The 19,073-nt window shown below is 68.8% G+C and carries 14 protein-coding genes; 4 read left to right on the top strand and 10 right to left on the bottom strand.

What is annotated here, in order from left to right; genetic code table 11:
* Positions 1–10 precede the first annotated feature (10 nt).
* The 3 genes from ABB55_RS16655 to htpX form a co-directional block, all read right to left on the bottom strand.
* The gene (locus ABB55_RS16655) at positions 11–1,717 is read right to left on the bottom strand and encodes a heparinase II/III family protein (RefSeq protein WP_054359806.1); all 1,707 of its coding nucleotides are present in this window, start codon (positions 1,715–1,717) and stop codon (positions 11–13) included.
* Positions 1,718–2,030: 313 nt separating this feature from the next.
* A complete protein-coding gene (gene rsmB, locus ABB55_RS16650) occupies positions 2,031–3,431 on the bottom strand; it encodes a 16S rRNA (cytosine(967)-C(5))-methyltransferase RsmB (RefSeq protein ID WP_083463687.1) in 1,401 nt (466 codons plus the stop codon).
* Positions 3,428–4,501 (bottom strand): zinc metalloprotease HtpX, encoded by a 1,074-nt coding sequence (htpX, locus tag ABB55_RS16645; RefSeq protein ID WP_054359805.1) that lies wholly within the window; start codon positions 4,499–4,501, stop codon positions 3,428–3,430. The genes rsmB and htpX overlap by 4 nt, the downstream gene beginning before the upstream one ends.
* 243 nt (positions 4,502–4,744) lie before the next feature.
* On the opposite strand from htpX, the gene ABB55_RS16640 reads away from it, so the two are divergent.
* Positions 4,745–4,975: a DUF1674 domain-containing protein gene (locus ABB55_RS16640; RefSeq protein WP_054359804.1), complete on the top strand. Its 231-nt coding sequence runs from the start codon at positions 4,745–4,747 to the stop codon at positions 4,973–4,975.
* Positions 4,976–5,103: 128 nt separating this feature from the next.
* Here the strand turns inward: ABB55_RS16640 and ABB55_RS16635 are convergent, their stop codons facing one another.
* The 4 genes from ABB55_RS16635 to sucC all read right to left on the bottom strand — a co-directional run bounded on the left by ABB55_RS16635 (position 5,104) and on the right by sucC (position 11,417).
* Positions 5,104–5,832 (bottom strand): GntR family transcriptional regulator, encoded by a 729-nt coding sequence (locus ABB55_RS16635; protein ID WP_054359803.1) that lies wholly within the window; start codon positions 5,830–5,832, stop codon positions 5,104–5,106.
* Between the two features lie 373 nt (positions 5,833–6,205).
* Entirely contained in the window at positions 6,206–9,067 is a 2,862-nt protein-coding gene (locus ABB55_RS16630; RefSeq protein WP_160321256.1) for a phosphoenolpyruvate carboxylase, read from the bottom strand.
* 215 nt (positions 9,068–9,282) lie between these two features.
* Positions 9,283–10,185, bottom strand: coding sequence for a succinate--CoA ligase subunit alpha (gene sucD, locus ABB55_RS16625; protein WP_054359801.1), 903 nt, complete (start codon positions 10,183–10,185; stop codon positions 9,283–9,285).
* On the bottom strand, positions 10,185–11,417 hold the full coding sequence (gene sucC, locus ABB55_RS16620) for an ADP-forming succinate--CoA ligase subunit beta (RefSeq protein WP_054359800.1): 1,233 nt from the start codon (positions 11,415–11,417) through the stop codon (positions 10,185–10,187). The genes sucD and sucC overlap by 1 nt, the downstream gene beginning before the upstream one ends.
* A 141-nt stretch (positions 11,418–11,558) precedes the next feature.
* Here sucC and ABB55_RS16615 point away from each other — a divergent pair, with 141 nt between their 5' ends.
* Together ABB55_RS16615 and ABB55_RS30415 are read left to right on the top strand one after the other, a co-directional pair.
* A complete protein-coding gene (locus tag ABB55_RS16615; RefSeq protein WP_054359799.1) occupies positions 11,559–12,101 on the top strand; it encodes a hypothetical protein in 543 nt (180 codons plus the stop codon).
* Positions 12,098–12,274 (top strand): hypothetical protein, encoded by a 177-nt coding sequence (locus ABB55_RS30415; RefSeq protein ID WP_160321255.1) that lies wholly within the window; start codon positions 12,098–12,100, stop codon positions 12,272–12,274. The genes ABB55_RS16615 and ABB55_RS30415 overlap by 4 nt, the downstream gene beginning before the upstream one ends.
* A 68-nt stretch (positions 12,275–12,342) precedes the next feature.
* On the opposite strand, the gene ABB55_RS16610 is transcribed toward ABB55_RS30415, so the two are convergent.
* The 3 genes from ABB55_RS16610 to ABB55_RS31150 all read right to left on the bottom strand — a co-directional run bounded on the left by ABB55_RS16610 (position 12,343) and on the right by ABB55_RS31150 (position 16,815).
* Positions 12,343–14,487 (bottom strand): acetate--CoA ligase family protein, encoded by a 2,145-nt coding sequence (locus ABB55_RS16610; protein ID WP_152982270.1) that lies wholly within the window; start codon positions 14,485–14,487, stop codon positions 12,343–12,345.
* A 452-nt stretch (positions 14,488–14,939) separates the two neighbouring features.
* Positions 14,940–16,250, bottom strand: a complete 1,311-nt coding sequence (gene oxlT, locus ABB55_RS16605; protein ID WP_054359798.1) for an oxalate/formate MFS antiporter — start codon at positions 16,248–16,250, stop codon at positions 14,940–14,942.
* A 430-nt stretch (positions 16,251–16,680) separates the two neighbouring features.
* A complete protein-coding gene (locus ABB55_RS31150; RefSeq protein WP_276326406.1) occupies positions 16,681–16,815 on the bottom strand; it encodes a hypothetical protein in 135 nt (44 codons plus the stop codon).
* Positions 16,816–17,184: 369 nt separating this feature from the next.
* Between ABB55_RS31150 and ABB55_RS16600 the strand changes: the two genes are divergently transcribed.
* Positions 17,185–18,942 (top strand): thiamine pyrophosphate-binding protein, encoded by a 1,758-nt coding sequence (locus tag ABB55_RS16600; protein ID WP_083463686.1) that lies wholly within the window; start codon positions 17,185–17,187, stop codon positions 18,940–18,942.
* Positions 18,943–19,073: the final 131 nt, after the last annotated feature.

The following is a 19,073-nucleotide window of genomic DNA, read 5'->3' as shown; positions in this document are numbered from 1 at the left end:
GCGGGCGGCGTCAGGTGCGGCGCCGCGCGCCGTGCGGTTCCGCCGCGCGCAGGAAGGTCCAGCGGATTTCCGCCGGCGCCTTGCCGTTGACGACAAGCTGCAGGCTGCGCCGGGCCCCGTGCGGATCGGCGAGATAAACCGAATCCTCGACCGAGGCGGCGGTGCCGTCGACATGGAACTCCCAGGTCTCGCCGTCGGGCGCGGCGAGCATGATCGGCCCGCCTTCGAGCGGGGTCGCCTGGATCGACGGATGCAGATGGAAGCGGATGGCGAAGGGCGCGTGACCGCTGCGCCGGGTCCCCTCCTCGATCAGCCGGTCGCGCCCGTCGAGGCGATCGCCGGCCGGAGCGAGCCGGAGCGTGCGCTCGTGAATGAGGCCGAAGGCAAGCAGCCAGGCATCGTGCCGCGCGATCACCGCCACGGCGCCCTCATGCTCCTGCCGGTCGATCTCGACGCGCTGCGCGCCGGCGATCAGGACCCGCCCGGCCATGCGTTCGAGGACCCCCTCGGCGAAGCGTCCGGCAACCGCGTCCGCGACCGTCACGGTGGAATGGGCCGCGGTCCGCCGCGCGATGTCGCGCCACGGATCGCCGGTCCGCGGCGGGGCGCCGCAATTGACCACGAAACGGTTGCGCCCGCTCGAGAACTCGAAGGCGAGCGGCCCCGCATGCGCATCCCGGGCGTAGTCGGGCGGCGGCGGCCGGCCGCAGTCGACGATCACCACGGTGCGGTCGGCCTCCAGCCGCTGATAGCCGGAATGCGGCGCATTGCCGGGCGGGCGGCCGAGCGCGTCGTCATGGACCAGGACCGAGGCGACCAGGCTGACCGGCGTCACGCCCGCGCCGTTGAACAGGGCCAGCGCGCCGTCGCCGTGGCGGAAGAAGCGCAGCAGATGCATCATCCGGTCGATCGCGTTCATCACGCCGGAGGAGACCGGAATCCCACGCGCCGCATGCGCCTGGCGCAAGGGCAGCAGGTCCACCAGAATTTCGAGAAGGGCCGCAGGATTGCGTCCGACATGGCCGCCGTCGGGAAAGATCTGGCGGGCGAGTTCGTCGTCGAGCCGCTTCATCGCCGCCTTCACGCGCGGCCGGAAACTGTCCACCGCGACCGCCACGGCGACCAGCGCCACCGCGATCCGCAGCCGGCCGAGGCCGGGTGGAACCCGCTCGAAGGCATTGCGCAGCCGGCGGGCATGCAGGCCGATCGCCGCCATGAAGCGCCGATAGAAGGCGGCACTGCAGCCGTCGAGCAGCATCGGCGACTGCGCCAGGAAGGAAATCAGGCGGCGGCCGGCCACCTCGGGCTCCCAGGCGACCGGGTTGCGCAGCCCCTGACGCAGCCAGGCCTCGATCAGCGCCCGCGCCTCCCCATGCACCTCGGGCCCGCCGGCGGCGCGCAGATGGCGCAGCCAGCCGAACCCATGCAGCACCCGTTCCCACTCCGCCGAGACCGGCGGCGCGAGGAAAGGCGACTGGCCGAAGGTCTCGACCATCTGTCCGGAGAAGATGAAGCGGCCGGCCAGGATATCGTCGGCGACCGTCGGATCCGCGGTGCGGATGTCTGGCGGGGCGATCACCAGCCGATCGGCGGCCGACTCGAACGGACGCCCGGCACCGCGCGCCAGGGCGACGGCCGCGGCGAGCGACCGGCGGCCGGCTTCGCGCGCGATGAGAACGGCGGCGGCGACCCGAAGCGCTGTGTCCCCGGCCCGCATGGTCGGACCATTTCCCCCATAAGACTGACCGGAATCGAGCGGCCGGGCCTTGCCCGTGCTGCGCGCATCCGGAGTTTCGCATTGCCACGGCCAGCACGGGACGACCCGGACCATCCGGGCAGCCCCGCCGACGGTGTCGAATCGAAGTGCCGGTCCGCCCCCGACGAAAGTGCAGTCTAGTGGCGCGGGACCGGATCGCGCAATCGCGGCGGATCGGTTGCACACAAGACCATTCGGGCGGATCCGCAATTGCGAACATGCAGATAATTGCGAAACCCGCGCCGCGGCGCGGGTCCCGCAGGACCCGACGGGGTCAGGCCACGCGCACCAGACGCGCGGCGAAGAAGCCGTCGAGCCCGCCGAGCCGAAGGTCCTCGGCGGCCAGATGGCACGGTAGCGTGCGCATATCGCCGTCCCCGGTGATGCACTCGGCGAGCCCGCCGATTTCCTCAGCCTCGATCGGCCGGCGCCGGTAGTCGGGATGGGCCGCCAGGAAGGCGGCGATCTGGGCCTCGCCCTCCTCCGGTTCGAGCGAACAGGTGCAATAGACCAGCGTGCCGCCGGCCTTCACCCAGTCGGCCGCCCGACCGAGGATCGCCGCCTGGGTGGCGGCCAGCGCCGCGACATCGGCTTCGTCCTTCAGATAGGCCACATCCGGATGCCGGCGGATGGTGCCCGTCGCCGAGCAGGGCGCGTCGAGCAGGACCGCGTCATAGGGCTCGGCCGGGTCCCACGCCATCAGGTCGGCGACGACCGTCTCGACGCCGGTGAGCTTCAGGCGATCGAGATTCTGCGTCAGCCGCTTCAGGCGGTCCGCCGAGATGTCGACCGCCGTGACCTTGGCGCCGGCCAGCGCCAGGGCCGCAGTCTTGCCGCCGGGCGCCGCGCAGAGATCGGCGACCCGCTTTCCGGCGACACCGCCGAGGAGGCGCGCCGGCAGGGCGGCGGCGGCATCCTGCACCCACCAGGCGCCGTCCTCGAAGCCGTCGAGCTGCTCGACCGCGCCGCCGGCAGTGCGCCGCACCGTCCCGGTCGGCAGGACGATGCCGTCGAGGCGCTGCGCCCAGCCGGCCGGATCGCTCTTCACCGACAGGTCGAGGGTCGGTTCGGCCGCGTGCATGGTCGCGATGGCCTGGGCGCGTTCGGCGCCATAGGCCACGATCCAGCGCACCAACAGCCAGTCGGGCGTGTTCAGGCGGACGGGATCCTGGCTCTGCAGGATCTCGTCGCGGCGCCGGGCGAGCCCGCGCAGCACGCCGTTGATCAGTCCCTTCCAGGGGCGGCCGAGCCGGTCCTCGCCGGCGAGATCGACCGCCAGCGAGACGGCGGCATGGTCGGGCACATCCATGAACAGGAGCTGGGCCGCGCCGATGCGCAGGATGGCGCGGGCCCGCGCGGCCTTCTCGGGCAGCGGCTTGTCGATCAGGCGCGACAGCGCGTGGTCGATCTGGCCGAGCCGGCGCAGGGTGGTGCCGACCAGCGCGCGCACCAGCGCCCGGTCGCGCGGCTCCAGGCCGCGGAACGCGCCCTGCGCCGCCATGGCGTCGAGTTCCAGATCGAGCGGACGGCCGTTGTCGAGCACGCGCCCGATCAGATCGGTGGCCGCACGCCGCGCGGCCAGTCCGGGGATCGGCGGCAGCCCTGCCGGCTTGCCGGGAGCTTTCGGGCGAAAGGAGCCTCTCGGACGATCACGCGTCTCGGGCGCGCGGCTCATGCCCAGGGACCCCGGGGCGCGCCGCCGCCGACCGGCGGTACGGACGAGCGCCCGCGATTGCCGCCGGCGGTCGGGAAGCGGGCGCCGCCGAAGGCGCCGCCGTCATCTTCAGCCGACTTACCGCCCCAGGGACCGCGCGGGTCGCGACCGGGCGCACCGCCCGTCGGGGCCTGCGGGCCGCGCATGGAGCCGCCTCCGCCCCCGCCCCCGCCATAGCCGCCGCCGCCCATCTGGCGGTCGAGTTCGACCAGGGCGGCGATGCGGTTCTCGGTATTCGGATGCGTCGAAAACAGGTTGTCCATGCCCTGACCGGTCAGCGGGTTGATGATGAACATATGGGCCGTCGCCGGATTGGCCTCGGCATGCTGGTTCGGGATATGGGCCGCCTCGCCGGCGATCTTCTGCAGGGCCGAGGCCAGCCAGACCGGCCGGCCGCAGATCTCGGCGCCGAGCCGGTCGGCGGCATATTCCCGGGTCCGGCTGATCGCCATCTGCACGATCATCGCCGCGAAGGGGGCGACCACGGCCGCCAGGATGGCGCCGATCCAGTGGGTTCCGCCATTGTTGTCGCGGTTACCGCCGAAGAACATGCCGAAATTGGCCAGCATCGAGATGGCGCCCGCGATGGTCGCGGTGACCGTCATGATCAGCGTGTCGTGATTCTTGATATGCGCCAGTTCGTGCGCCATCACGCCGGCGACTTCCTCGGCGGTGAGCGAGTTGAGCAGGCCGGTCGTCGCCGCCACCGCGGCATTCTCCGGGTTGCGGCCGGTCGCGAAGGCATTGGGCTGATCCTCGTGGATCAGATAGACGCGCGGCATCGGCAGATTGGCGTTGTGGGCCAACTGCTGGATCATGCCGACCAGCTCCGGCGCGGTCGACATGTCGACCTCCTGGGCATTGTGCATGGAGAGCACCATGCTGCCCGAGTTCCAGTAGCTGAACAGGTTCATGCCCAGCGCCGCCACGAAGGCGACCAGCATGCCGGTCTTGCCGCCGACCAGGAATCCGACGCCCATGAACAGCGCGGTCATCGCTGCGAGCAGAAGAGCGGTGCGGAAATAGTTCATCGAGCGTCGGTCCTCGTGAGACGTGGCGGCATCGGGCGACACCGCGCCGGAAGCCCGGAATGAGCTGCCGGTTCGGCGGCGACCTTCGGCGGATGGCAAGCGGCCCCCAACGCTCTATATGATGGGAACCGACCCCGTCCACCGCAAGCGGCGCGGCCGGGACTTGCCCGGGCCGCCTGCCGAAGCCGGCGCGCCCGATCCGTGCTTCGCTCCCCAGACGCCCGACCGCCCGATAGGTTCCCGATGTCCGCCCCGACCGCCCCTGCCGCCGAGCCCGCCGCCGCCGCGCCGCGGCCCCGCTTCGAGGACCTGCCGCCGGCGGCCCAGCGCGCGCTGCGCGAAGCCGAGGAGCGTCGGCGAGCGACCGCGGCCGACGCGGCCGATCCCGGCCCGCGCGAGCTGAACGGCCGCAAGGGTCCGGAACCGGTCCGCTACGGCGACTGGGAGATGAAGGGCATCGCGGTCGATTTCTGACCGGGCGAGCGACCCGGCCCAAGATGACGCGGGGCCCGGTCGGCTGGAGCCAAGTGCGCTGCAGCCGACCGATCAGAACCCGCGGGATCGGGCGCCGGGCGCCTGCGGCGGCCGGCGCTCCGCCCGGGTCAGTCGAAAATCTCCTGCCCGTGCGCCGCCACATAGGCGGCCAGCCCGAGCGTATGCTCGCGCGACAGGCGCTCGGCGAGGTCCGGGTCGCGCTTCTCCAGCGCCTCGATGATGCCGAGATGATCCTGCATCGAGCGGCCGATGCGGTCGTCGCGGCCGATGGTCAGCTGGCGGATGCCGCGCACATGCAGGAGCAGGTTGTCGGTCATCTCGCCGAGCAGCTTCGAGCCGGAGATGCGGATGATCGTCTGATGGAAGACGATGTTGGCGCTCGAATAGTCGCCGAGATGTTCGGACGGCTTGTGGCTGTCGTCGAAACCCTCGAACAGCTTGCGCAGCCCCTTCAGCTCGTCGTCGGTGGCGTTGACGACGGCCAGACGCGCCGCCATGCTTTCCAGCGCCGCCCAGGCCTGGATCATCTCGACCACTTCGCGCTGGGTCTTGCGCAGCACCATGATGCCCCGGCGCGGCAGCGACTTGACGAAGCCCTCCTGCTCCAGCATCGCGACCGCCTCGCGCACCGGCGTCCGGCTGACGCCGAGCCGCTCGGACAGCTGCCGCTCGTCGATCCATTTCGGTTCGGGCGAGGAATAGATGTCCATGTTGGCGATGGCCTGCTTCAGCGCCACATAGACCTTGGTCTTGTAGGTCTGCTCCGGAGCGAAGCGTTCGATGACGAGATCGGGGGCCGGGGTCTCGGGGGCTGGCCAGCGCACAGGCGATTTCACGGGCGTTTCCTCAAAAGCCTGGAGCGCCCGGCATCCGATCGGACACGAAAGAGGCGCTCCGCCTTCATTCTTTTATGCTCGCCGGCGGGCGAGCGACGGCACCCGACGACAGGTCTCACCACGAACCCAATTCTGGCACGGGCGCCGGCCCCATGTCAGATCGTAGTGACCACGCACTCCGGATGCCGGCGTTGCGGCATCGGGGTCGGCCGGAACCCGTCCGGCGGAGCGATCCGTCGGACGGCACGGCGGCCGGAGCCACCGCGCGCGGCAGCTCCTGGCATCCCAGATTCAAACGTAACCGATGGCCGCCGCGCTGTCGAGCGGACGCCGCGCCATTCCGCCGGGATCCTTGGTCGCGGCCGCGTCCGGCTCAGCCATGGGCACCGAATTCGAGCGCGATCGCGGTGCCGATCGACAGGATGACCTTATAGACGGCCTCCATCGGGTCGATCATGCCCTCGGTGATGTCGGCATAGTGCGAGACGCGATCCTCCGGATAGGTGCGCGGCTCGTCGAGCGCGTAGCTGCCGATATCGGTCGCGTTGACCGGATAGGTGTCGCGCAGCATGGCGATCGCCTCCGGGATGCGCAGGCTGAAGACCAGCTCCATGATGTCTTCGCGGCTGACATCGTTGCGCGTCGAGAAGCGCGGCACGCGGGCGGCCATCAGGAACAGGTGCTGCAGGAGGGCCAGACGGAGGGCCTGCAGCAGCGCGATCCGGTCGCGCTCGTCGACCGCCTGGTCGTCGACCTTCAGCCCGACCATGGCGAACAGCCGATGCAGGTGGATCGCATCGAGGCGCATCGAGACGGCGAGCGCGTTGAGCGCCACCTCGCGGTCGTCGTTCTGCAGGAGCTGGGCGATGTAGAGGCAGGGCTCCGCCAGATGCTGCTCGGCCTCCGGATAGGGGCGCGAGGACCAGAACGCCGGATCGTACAGATTGGCGAAGGCGGACAGGCACTTGATCGAGGCGAGCCGCTTCACGTGGACGACCAGCCCGGTCAGCCGGCGCAGCCGGTCGGAGGAGGCGTAGGTCTCGGCGAAGCGGTCCTCGTCGCCCTTCACGGCGGTGCCGAAGCCGGCGACCACATTCACCGGATAGCCGAGCTGCTGCAGCATCGCATTGTGCGGAATCGCGCGGATGCGCCGGATCTGATGCACCTCGCCGCCGGAAACGTCGAACTGGCGGCGCGACTTGCGCGAGCCGGTCTCGTTCAGGAGCCCCTGCGCGAAGGAGCCGAGCGCCCGGTGGTAGGAGCGATCCTCCAGCATGGTGTCGTGGTAGGCGGCCAGCCGGCGGAAGAAATCGAGCGAGAAATTGGTGTGGGCGTAGAGCAGGTCCTTGTCGGCCCGGTCGACCCAATAGGCGTCGGCCTCGACCAGACGGGTGATCGTCGCCAGCGACAGTTCCGGCGTCTGGAAATGCGTGTAGCCGTCGCCGCCCTGGAACGAGACCTCGTGGTAGAGCCTGAGGCCCCGATCGGCGAACTGGCGCCGCGCCCAGGGGCTCATGACATAGTAGGCGCGGTCCTCGAACCCGGCCGGATGGGCGCCGCGGCCGGCGCTTTCGCCATGGGTGTCGAAGACCAGAACCTCGACATCCTGCAGCCCGTGCCGCTCGACCGCGCGCGCCAGATGGCCGTGCACCCGCTCGATCGCCAGCACGGCGGTGATCTGGCCCATGAAGCGGCCGGCATCCGAGAAGCCGGTCTGGATCGCCAGCCGGCCGCGCCGTCGCACCTGCTCTCGATACTGCTCGTTCTCGAACATCACGTCGAAGAAGCGCGCCGCGCCCTCGAGCGCCTTCGGGGTCTCGAACAGCGGCGAGACGTCGAGCTTGTCGGCGATGTTGAACAGACGGGCGAAGTAGGAGGCGCACAGCACGGTCGCCGGCGTCTCGCATTCGGCGATCAGGAAGCGGATGGTGGAATCCGCATCGATATGCTTCAGGATCTGCGCGGCGAGCAGGAACTGCCGCATCGCCGTCTTGGTCTCGATGTCGATCGAGCCGAAATTGATCGCCAGCGGCTTGGAATCGCGCATCAGCGCGCCGAGCCGTTCGATCATCGAGCGGCCGTTGAAATGGTCGTCCGAGTCGAGATGCAGATGATGGCGCAGCGCGTTGTGCAACTGCGTGGCGTTGATGCGCAGATGCACCTCGCCGACGCCGAAGGAGAGCGATTCCATCTCGCTGAGGAGGGCCACCAGGCGCACCGCGGTGTCGTCGGAGGCGCGGTCAGCGATGCGCTGCAGGTCCTTCACGAAGGGGGCGATCCGGACCGCCTTGTTGGGGTGGTCGCCGGTCATGCTGTTGGCCGCCGCCGCGACCGCGGCCGGATCGAGCTTGTCGGCCGAGAAGCCGGCCAGCGCCCGTTCGGTCGCCGCCCGCGTCCAGGACAGGCGCGAGGCCAGCGCCTCCAGGTCGTCGGCGACCTGTGGCTCGCCCTGACTCAGCTCCGCGATGCGGATCAGTTCCTGCTCGTAGCGTCCGATCTGGCGGATCTTCTCGATCAGCCGGAAGCGGAAGGAATCGACCCAGCGGATGTCGGTGCGGCCGTCGAGATCGTAGCCGACCCAGGTGCCGAGCCCGACATAGCCGATCCGGGCGTGGCGCCAGCCGGCATGGCCGCGCTCGCGCAGGATTTCGATCGAGGCGCCGGCGAATTCGTTCAGCGCCGTCTTGGCGCGGTCGAGCGCCGCCATCGCGGCCTCGTGCTCGTCGGTCAGCGTGATGCGCTTGTCCGGGCCGATCAGGCCGGCCGGCACGGTTTCCGCCTCGCCCGAGGCGATCGCCGCCAGGGTCTTGCGCAGCGGCGTCGACAGAAGAAAGGTCGGATGCGCCGTGAAGACGATGCCGAGGGTGCGGCGCGCCAGCCGGTTGAGCGCCTCGGGGGTGACCGGGCCGTCGCCGATCAGGCGCAGGATCGCGGCCTTCAGGCGTGTGCGGTTCTCGACCAGATCGACCGGCCCGACATGGGCGGCGAGCCGCTCGGCCCGCGCGGTCAGGCTCTCCCGGCACAGATCGTCGGCCAGCGCGAACAGGTCCTTGCGGCCGATATCGCCGGATTCAAGCTGGCGCGACAGCTCGAAGGCGAGCTGGCTGACCGGATTGTACTTCGGCTCGTTGCGCACGCGCGAGCGGCATTCCTCGAGCCGCTTGCGGCAGAATTCCACGAGGCTCGGAGCGGAGGTGGCGCCGATTTCGGCGGTCTTCCCGAGGGGCCGATTCATGTCGTCCTCCATCCATGAGGCGAGGCGCCGGCCCCGCGCATCCCGTATCCTTCAAAGGTGGTACCGGGAAGCCGACATGCCGTCATCATGCATTGTTGCAAGATCTGCCTAAAATGGGTGCGTCATGTTGAATGGGCATCGGAAGGAATGCCACTCCCCGATTCAAGTCATGGCGGCCGGGGCGCGACCGAAATCGGCGCCCCGGGCCGGGTTCGTCACGACACCTTGCGGGCTCCTTCGGCCAGCAGTTCGACCAGCGTGCGGCCGAGCCGCGCCGGCGACGGCGAGACGCGGATGCCGGCCTCTTCCATGGCGGCGATCTTGTCCTCCGCACCGCCCTTGCCGCCGGCGATGATCGCCCCGGCATGACCCATGCGGCGGCCCGGAGGCGCCGTGCGGCCGGCGATGAAGCCGACCGTCGGCTTCCAGCGGCCGCGGCGGGCCTCGTCCTTCAGGAACTGCGCCGCATCCTCCTCGGCCGAGCCGCCGATCTCGCCGATCATGATGATCGACTCGGTCTTCGGATCGGCCAGGAACAGTTCGAGCACGTCGATGAATTCCGTGCCCTTGACCGGATCGCCGCCGATGCCGACCGCCGTCGTCTGGCCGAGGCCTTCGCGGGTGGTCTGGAACACCGCCTCGTAGGTCAGCGTGCCGGAGCGCGACACGATGCCGACCGACCCGCGCTTGAAGATGTTGCCCGGCATGATGCCGATCTTGCATTCGCCGGCGGTCATCACGCCCGGGCAGTTCGGCCCGACCAGACGCGACTTGGAGCCGGTCAGCGCGCGCTTGACCTTGACCATGTCGAGCACCGGAATGCCCTCGGTGATGCAGACGATCAGCGGGATCTCGGCGTCGATCGCCTCGCAGATGGCGTCCGCGGCGCCGGGCGGCGGCACGTAGATGACGCTGGCATCGGCCCCGGTGCGGGCCTTGGCCTCGGCGACGGTGTCGAACACCGGCAGGCCGAGATGGGTCGAGCCGCCCTTGCCGGGCGAGGTGCCGCCGACCAGACGGGTGCCGTAGGCGAGCGCCTGTTCGGAATGGAAGGTGCCGGTCTTGCCGGTGAAGCCCTGGGTGATGACCCGGGTCTCGGAATGGATCAGGACGGACATCAGTGGGCTCCCTGGCTGGCGGCTGCACCGCTGGCGGCCGTGCCGCCAACCGCGGCAACGATCTTCTGCGCGGCGTCGTCGAGATCGTCGGCCGGGATCACGTTGAGGCCGGACTCGCGGATGATCGTCTTGCCGAGATCGACATTGGTGCCTTCGAGGCGCACCACCAGCGGCACGGCAAGGCCGACATCGCGCACCGCCGCGATCACGCCCTCCGCGATCACGTCGCAGCGCATGATGCCGCCGAAGATGTTGACCAGGATGCCCTTCACGGCCGGATCGGCGGTGATGATCTTGAACGCCGCCGTCACCTTCTCCTTGGTCGCGCCGCCGCCCACGTCGAGGAAGTTCGCCGGCGCGGCGCCGTAGAGCTTGATGATGTCCATGGTCGCCATGGCGAGGCCGGCGCCGTTGACCATGCAGCCGATGGTGCCGTCGAGGGTGATGTAGTTGAGATCGTATTTGGAGGCCTCGATCTCCTTGGCGTCCTCCTCGGTCTCGTCGCGCAGCGCGGCGATGTCGGGATGGCGGTAGATCGCATTGCCGTCGAAGGCGATCTTGGCATCGAGGCAGCGCAGCTGGCCGTCCTTGGTGACGATCAGCGGGTTGATCTCCAGCATGCTCATGTCCTTGGCGACAAAGGCCGCATAGAGCCTGGCCACCAGGCGCTCGGCCTGCTTGGCGAGATCGCCGGAGAGTTTCAGCGCATCCGCGACGCGCCGGCCGTGCTGGGGCAGGATGCCGGTCGCCGGATCGACCGAGAAGGTCACGATCTTCTCCGGCGTGTCGTGGGCGACATCCTCGATATTCATGCCGCCTTCGGTCGAGACCACGAAGGCGACGCGCGCGGTGGCGCGATCGACCAGCATGGAAAGGTAGAACTCCTTCTCGATCGCGGAGCCCTCCTCGATATAGAGCCGGTTGACCTGCTTGCCGGCCGGGCCGGTCTGCACGGTGACCAGCGTGTTGCCGAGCATCTGGTGCACGAAGGCCTCCGCCTCGGCGGCCGATTTGGCCAGCCGGACGCCGCCCTTCTCGCCCGCGGCGGCTTCCTTGAAGCTGCCCTTGCCGCGGCCGCCGGCATGGATCTGCGCCTTCACGACCCAGATCGGGCCGCCCAGTTGCGCCGCGGCCGAACCGGCCTCCCCGGCCGCAAGCACCGGATAGCCGGTCGGCACCGGCACGCCGAAGTCCTTCAGCACCGCCTTGGCCTGGTATTCGTGGATGTTCATCGTTGCGGTCCTCCCTGCCGGACCCGACGGACCGGCATTATCCTTCGGTCAACCACGCCGGCACGATGCGCGTGCCGGGGGTCGGATCTTCATCGAAGCTGAAATCCTCGCGCGTCAGGATGGCGCCGCGACGAGGTTTCGATGGCCCCTTTTCACAAGTTCCTTCTGGCGCTCACGGTGGTGGTGGGCTTCGGCTTCGTGGTCCAATGGAACACGCTGCGCATCTGGACGGCGCGCGGCGGCTGGGTCGCGGCCGAAGACCTGGTCATCGTCGACACCGCGTGCCGGGCCGGCCGGCGCTCGACGCAGAAGCTGGATTGCACCGTCTCCTACCGCCCGGTCGCCGGCGGAGAGATCGAGACCTATCAGATGTATGTGCCGCACGAGGGCGCCCGGCCGCAGCAGATGTGGCGCTCGCGCGGCGAGGCCGGCCTGGTCGCACCCGATCTCGCGGTGACGACGCTGCCGGCCAGGCTGCGGATCCTCTATCTCCAGCTCGGCCTGGACCTCGCGCTGATCCTCTTCGGCCTCGGCTGGGCGTCCGTCCGCTACGGCTGGTTCCGTTCCGAGACCGCGCCGGCGCCCGAGACCGAGACGTGGCAGCCGCGGCCCGCCTCTTCGAGCGCCCCGATGCCCGAACCTGCAACCCGCGGCTTCGGCCGGCGTGGAGTGACCTCGCCGTGACGCTCTCGACCGACTTCCTGATCTTTCTGGCGCTCGTCGCCGTGGCCGTCGCGCTGTGGAACGGTGTCGGCACCGGCTCGGGCGTCTGGAGCGACGGCTGGGGCGGCGGCGATCTCGGCGACGGCGGGGGTGGTGACTGCGGCAGCGGCGACGGCGGCAGCTGCGGCGACTGAGCCGCCCCGCCGCCTCACCGCGGCCGGTCGGAACGGGGCGCCCCGAAACGGAGGCGCCCCGCTTTCGTTCAGAGCAGGCCGGCGCCGCGGGCCCACTTGTACTTGGCGCCCAGCACCTCGACCGGCAGTTCGGTCGAGTAGGCATAGGCCGGCACGCCGTGGGCGTAGAGATATTCGGCGGCCTCCTCGACCTGCACGTCGCCGGCGAGCGAGGCGACGATCGGCTTCTCGATGCCGAGCGCCTTCATCTCCTCCTTCACCTCGACGACCAGCTTGGCGAAGACCATCGGCGGGGTGATGATCGTGTGCCAGTAGCCCAGGATGATCGCGTGGATCCGGTCGTCCTGCAGGCCGAGCTTGATGGTGTTCTTGTAGGTGGTCGGCGGCTCGCCGCCGGTGATGTCGACCGGGTTGCCGGCCGCACCGAAGGGCGGGATGAACTTGCGGAAGGCGGCATCCAGGTCGTCCGGCATCGACATGAGCTGCAAGCCGTTGTCGACGCAGGCGTCGGAGAGCAGCACGCCCGAGCCGCCGGCACCGGTGATGATGACCACGTTCTCGCCCTTGGGCGTCGGCATGACCGGCACGCCGCGGGCGAATTCGAGCAGCTGGCGCAGCGAGCGGGCGCGAATGACGCCGACCTGCTTGAAGACGTCCTCGTAGATCTTGTCGTTGCCGGCGAGCGCACCGGTATGCGACGAGGCGGCCTTCGCGCCCGCCGAGGTGCGGCCGGCCTTGAGCACCACGACCGGCTTCTTCTTGGAGACGCGGCGCGCGACCTCCGCGAAGGAGCGGCCGTCCTTCAGATCCTCGCAATGCTGCGCGATGATCTTGGTGTTGTCGTCCTGCTCGAAGAAGGTCAGCAGATCGTCCTCGTCGAGATCCGACTTGTTGCCGAGGCCGACGATCGCCGAGACGCCCATCTTGGCCGAGCGCGAGAAGCCGATGATCGCCATGCCGATGCCGCCCGACTGGGACGACAGGGCGGCGGAGCCCTTCACGTCATAGGCGGTGCAGAAGGTCGCGCAGAGATTGGCCGGCGTATAATAGAAGCCGTAGATGTTCGGCCCCATCAGGCGGATATTGTACTTGCGCCCGATCTCCTGGATCTCGCGCTGGCCTTCCTCGTTGCCGGTCTCGGCAAAGCCCGACGGGATCAGCACGGCGCCCGGAATGGCCTTCTCGCCGCATTCGATCAGGGCGGCGGCGACGAACTTGGCCGGAATGGCGAAGACGGCGGCATCGATGACGCCCGGCACGTCCTTGACCGACCGGTAGGCCTTGTAGCCGAGGATCTCGTCGGCTTTCGGATGGATCGGGTAGATCTGGCCCTTGTAGCCGCCGTTGATGAGGTTCTTCATCACGGAGTTGCCGATCTTGCCGTCCTCCGAGGAGGCGCCGATCACCGCCACGGCCGCCGGCTTCATGATCCGGTTCATCGAGGTGACGATCTCGTCCTGGCTCGGACGATGCCGCGCCGGGGCCGGATCGAAGTCGACCACGATGCGCACGTCGGCCGCGATGGCGCCGGACTTGGTCGCGAAGACCGGGTTGAGGTCGAGTTCGACGATCTCGGGGAAGTCGGTGACCAGCTGCGACACGCGCACGATCATGTCGGACAGCGCCTCGCGGTCGACCGGGTCGCCGCCGCGCACGCCGTGCAGCATCTCGGCCGCCTGGATGCCGTCGAGCATGGACAGGGCATCGGCCTTGGTGGCCGGCGCCAGGCGGAAGGTGATGTCCTTGAGGACCTCGACCAGCACGCCGCCGAGGCCGAAGGCGACCAGCTTGCCGAAGGAGCCGTCGGTGATCGAGCCGATGATCACCTCGGTGCCGCCGGTCAGCATCTGCTGGACCTGGACGCCGTCGATGCGGGCGTCGGCCTTGTAGGCCTTGGCGTTGGCGAGAATCTTGTCGTAGCCGGCGCGGACCTCGTCGGCCGACTTGACGCCGACCAGCACGCCGCCGGCCTCGGTCTTATGCAGGATGTCGGGCGAGACGATCTTCAGGACGACCGGCAGGCCCATCCGGGTCGCCAGCGCCACGGCCTCGTCGGCCGAGGTGGCGACGCCTTCCTGCGGCACCGCGATGCCGTAGGCGTCGCAGACGATCTTGCCTTCCGGCGCCGTCAGCGCGGTGCGGCCGGAGGCCTTCACCTGGTCGAGCACGGCGCGGACGGTCGCGTTCTGCGCGTCGGACAGTTTCGGCTGCATGTTCATGATGTTCCTCCCTCGAGGCGGCCGAGGCATGACTCGGCGCTATGGGTCGAGCGATCCGCCGAAGTTCGGGATGCGGTCCCGCTTCGGGCTCTTGCTTGTGATCGATTGGCATTTGGCATGCCAGATGCGACGAAAGTCAAGCCCGGAAGCGCCGACTTGTCGCACTTTCGATGCTGCACCGCGGCAAGTCGTCGCAAATTCGAGGCGATCGCCTCGCCGGCGAAGACGCACGCGGTCGCGACCGCGATCTCGGACCGCGGCCGACGGCCATCAGGATTTCTCATGGCTTCGGGGGGCGCGCAGGTCGGCCGCGCCATGTCCGGGCGGTGGACAGGGGCGGCGGTGCGCTGGGTGGCGGGCGCTGGCGTCGGGCCGACGGCGCCGGGACAGAAAAGCCCGCCGTCCGGGGACGACGGGCTTTCGGGATTTTCACACCGTGGAGGCGATCAGGCGGCGGCGCCGACCGGGCCCATCTCGGCCTGGCCTTTCCGGATGACGCCCGCCCGCCAGGGCTTCAGCACGGCGATGGCGAGCAGCGAGGCGAGGATGTTGGCGCCCGCGGCGATCAGGAAGACCGCATCCCAGGTGCCATGGCTCTGCTGCATCGCGTTGGCGAAAGGCACCAGAAGCGCGGCCGTGCCCTTGGCGGTGTAGAGCAGGCCGGCATTGGTGGCGGCGAATTTCGACCCGAAGGTATCCGTGCAGGTCGACGGGAACAGCGAGTAGATCTCGCCCCAGGCGAAGAACACGAAGCCCGACAGGAGCACGAACCAGACCGGATCGTGGCCCCAGAGATAGAGCAGATAGATGCCGATGCCTTCCATGCCGAAGGCGATGAACATGGTGTTCTCGCGCCCGATCTTGTCCGAGACCCAGCCGAAGAAGGGACGGGTCAGGCCGTTCAGGATGCGGTCGAGGGTGGCCGCGAAGGTCACGGCCGCCATGGTGACGCCCATCAGGGTGACGGGGGTCTTGTCGATATGCAGGTCGGCGGCGATCGGCTTCAGGTTGGCGGTGACCATCAGGCCGCCGGCGCCGACGATGACGAACATGAAATACATCAGCCAGAAGATCGGCTGGCGCAGCACCTCGGCCGGCGAATAGTTGCGGCGGGTCTGCACGACGGCGGCATTGACCACCGGCGGCGGGACCTGGCCGGTCTTGGGCGAGAGCAGGAACATCGCCATGATCACGACGATGACGCCCTGGCCGATGCCGAAGGAGAAGAACGCGGCCTGGAAGCCCTTGTCGGCGATCATCGCCTGGATCGGGGCGACGGTCAGTGCGGAGCCGGCGCCGAAACCGGCGGCCGTGATGCCGGCGGCGAGGCCGCGCTTGTCCGGGAACCATTTCAGGGCGTTGCCGACGCAGGTGCCGTAGACGCCGCCCGCGCCGATGCCGGCGACGACCTGGCCGACATAGAACATGGTCAGCGTGGTCGCGTAGGAATTGATCACCCAGCCGGCGGCGCACAGCACGCCACCGAAGACGACCACGACGCGCGGGCCGTATTTGTCGACGAACCAGCCCTCGACCGGCACGAGCCAGGTCTCGAACAGGACGAACAGGGTGAAGGCCCACTGGATCGCGTCGCGGTTCCAGCCGAACTGCTTCTGGATGTCGGGTACGAAAAAGGTCCAACCGTATTGAAGGTTGGCGATCATGGTCATGCAGACCACGCCGATGACGAGTTGGGTCCAACGGAATCCGTCGCTGACGCGCGCAGACGCGGCCTCACCCTGTGCCGATATGGGCATGTCCGTCCCTCGTGTTTATCGATTTGTTCTGGTGCTGGACGGTCTTTCGCCGTCCGGTCGCGACCATCTTGGTATGATGTATGCCAGCGTTGCAATGGGGTCTCGATCGTGGACCGAAACCCGGACATCGAAAATTTCAAACGATTCGAGGGTCGAACCCGTTCGCCGGGGCCCTAAGGCCCCGCCACGACGCGCAGTTTTGACGAGTATTGCTGTTTGTGCATGGCTGATATGCATTTTTCGATATTTGGTGCGGCACGCCCCGACGCAAGTCCCGAGGGCGACCTTCAGGATCCCGGATTCTTCCGATAATACAGGTCTTTACCGTAAACCGGGCAAAGAAAAGCCCCGGACGGTGGAACACACCGGCCGGGGCAGTGGGTCTTGGGAGGATGGAAATCGGATCGGACCGCCGGGAGGACGGGCGGATCTAAAGACCGAACGGAACCGTCCGGCCGGAGCGCTGATCGGCGGCGGCGATCGCCCGCAGGAAGGCGCGGAAGCCGGCGGCGATGCGGTCGGCGACGGACGGCTGGCGGTAGCCCAAGGTGGCGATGGTCGACATGGGGTTTGGCCTCTGTTGGGACGGCACCGGTTCAGGCGGCGCCGTCGTGAACATGGTAATTACTGGCATGCCAGATGCCACCGAACCAGTCAGGCTTTCGCAGACCTGACTATGCATTTTTGCAATGCACAACAATTGCTGCAATGCATTTCGCACAGCCTTCGTTGACACTTGGCATCTGGCATGCCACAAAACGTCGAAAGCGGCAAAGTGACGCCCCTGCCGCCCATCCCCGAAGGGGACAGGCCGCGCCGTGGATCGGTACGGCCGACGATGCGGGGGAAGTCGCTCCTGACCAGACTTGAGCGCCGCCAGGGACCCGACCGACAAGAAGGCGGGCCGGCACGACATATCGGAGGAAGAACGCTCATGGCCACCATCGCTACGATGCCGACCGCGGTCGGCATGTCCACGGCCGAAGACACCCTGAAGGCCAAGACCAAGGACGGCAGCGTCATTTCCGGCGGCCATCTGGTCGCCAAGGCGCTCAAGGCCGAGGGCGTCGACACGATCTTCACGCTGTGCGGCGGCCACATCATCGACATCTATGACGGCTGTCTCGACGAGGGCATCCGCATCGTCGACGTGCGCCACGAGCAGGTCGCCGCCCATGCGGCCGACGGCTACGCCCGCCAGACCGGCAAGCTCGGCTGCGTCGTCACCACCGCCGGCCCGGGCTGCACCAATGCGGTCACCGGCGTCGCCACCGCGTTCCGGTCCGAGAGCCCGGTGCTGCATATCGGCGGCCAGTCGGCCCTGTCGCAGTGGAAGATGCAGGGCCTGCAGGACCTGCCCCATGTCGACATGATGAAGCCGATCACCAAGTTCGCCTCGACGGTCATGTCGACCGAGCGCATCGCCGACATGGTCTCGATGGCCGCGCGCGAGTGCTTCGCCGGCGCCTACGGACCGTCCTATCTGGAAATCCCCCGCGACGTGCTCGACCGGGAAATCCCGAACGAGCGCGCCGTCCTGCCGAAGCCCGGCCACTACCGCGCCTCGGTCCGCTCGATCGGCGATCCGGCCGACATCGAGAAGCTGGCCGACATCCTGGTCAATGCCGAACGTCCGGCGATCCTGTTCGGCCAGCAGGTCTGGGCGGCCCGCGGCCAGGACGAGGCCATCGCGCTGATCCGCGGCCTCGACATCCCGGGCTACTTCAACGGCGCCTCGCGCGGCCTGCTGCCGCCCGGCGACCCCCACCACTTCGACCGCACCCGGACGCTGGCCTTCTCCAAGGCCGACGTGGTCGTCATCATCGGCACCCCGTTCGACTTCCGCATGGGCTACGGCAAGCGCATCAACGTGCCGACGCTGGTGCAGATCGACCAGGGCTACAACATGGTCGGCAAGAACCGCGACATCGACCTCGGCATCGCCGGCGATCCCGGCGCGGTCTGCAAGGCGGTTCTGGAGGCCTGCTCGGGCCGGATCAAGAACGACAAGCGCCAGGCCCGGCAGCAGTGGATGAAGATGCTCGCCGAGCAGGAAGAGGTCGCCTACCAGAAGGTGCTGCCGCTCCTGAAGTCGGACCAGAATCCGATCCATCCCTACCGGGTCGCCTACGAACTGAACGAGTTCCTCGGCGAGGACACCATCTATATCGGCGACGGCGGCGACGTGGTCACCATCTCGGCCCAGGCGGTGCGTCCGCGCGGCCCCGGCCAGTGGATGGATCCGGGCGCGCTCGGCTCGCTCGGCGTCGGCACCGGCTTCGCGCTGGCCGCCAAGCTGGCCAATCCGAACAAGGAAGTGCTCTGCTACTACGGCGACGGCGCCTTCTCGATGACCGCCTTCGACATGGAGAGCTGCGACCGGTTCCACGCGCCCTACCTGGCGGTGATCGGCAACAACTCGGCCATGAACCAGATCCGCTACGGCCAGATCGCCAAGTATGGCGAGCAGCGCGGCAATGTCGGCAACAAGCTCGGCGACGTGGAATTCTCCAAGTTCGCCCACATGCTCGGCAACCATGGCGAGGAGGTCCGCGAGGCCTCCGAGATCCAGCCGGCGCTGCGCCGCGCCCGTGAGGCGATCGCCCGCACCGGCCGCTCGGCCGTGGTCAACATCTGGGTCGACCCGAACGAATACGCGCCGGGCACCAAGAACCAGACCATGTACAAGTGAGGCAACGGCCGGGTCGCCCGCAACGGCGCGACCCGGCCGACGTCCCGGTTCCGGCGCCGGCGCGTCCGTCGGCACGGGTTCGGCCGCGCCCGCCAGCCCCGCCCCGGCCGCCCCGGCCGCCCCGGCCGCCT

It is taken from the genome of Prosthecodimorpha hirschii (assembly GCF_001305515.1).
GTDB lineage: Bacteria > Pseudomonadota > Alphaproteobacteria > Rhizobiales > Ancalomicrobiaceae > Prosthecodimorpha > Prosthecodimorpha hirschii.
Note: the sequence above shows the minus strand (reverse complement) of the source record. Positions and strands in the feature narration are given on the sequence as shown.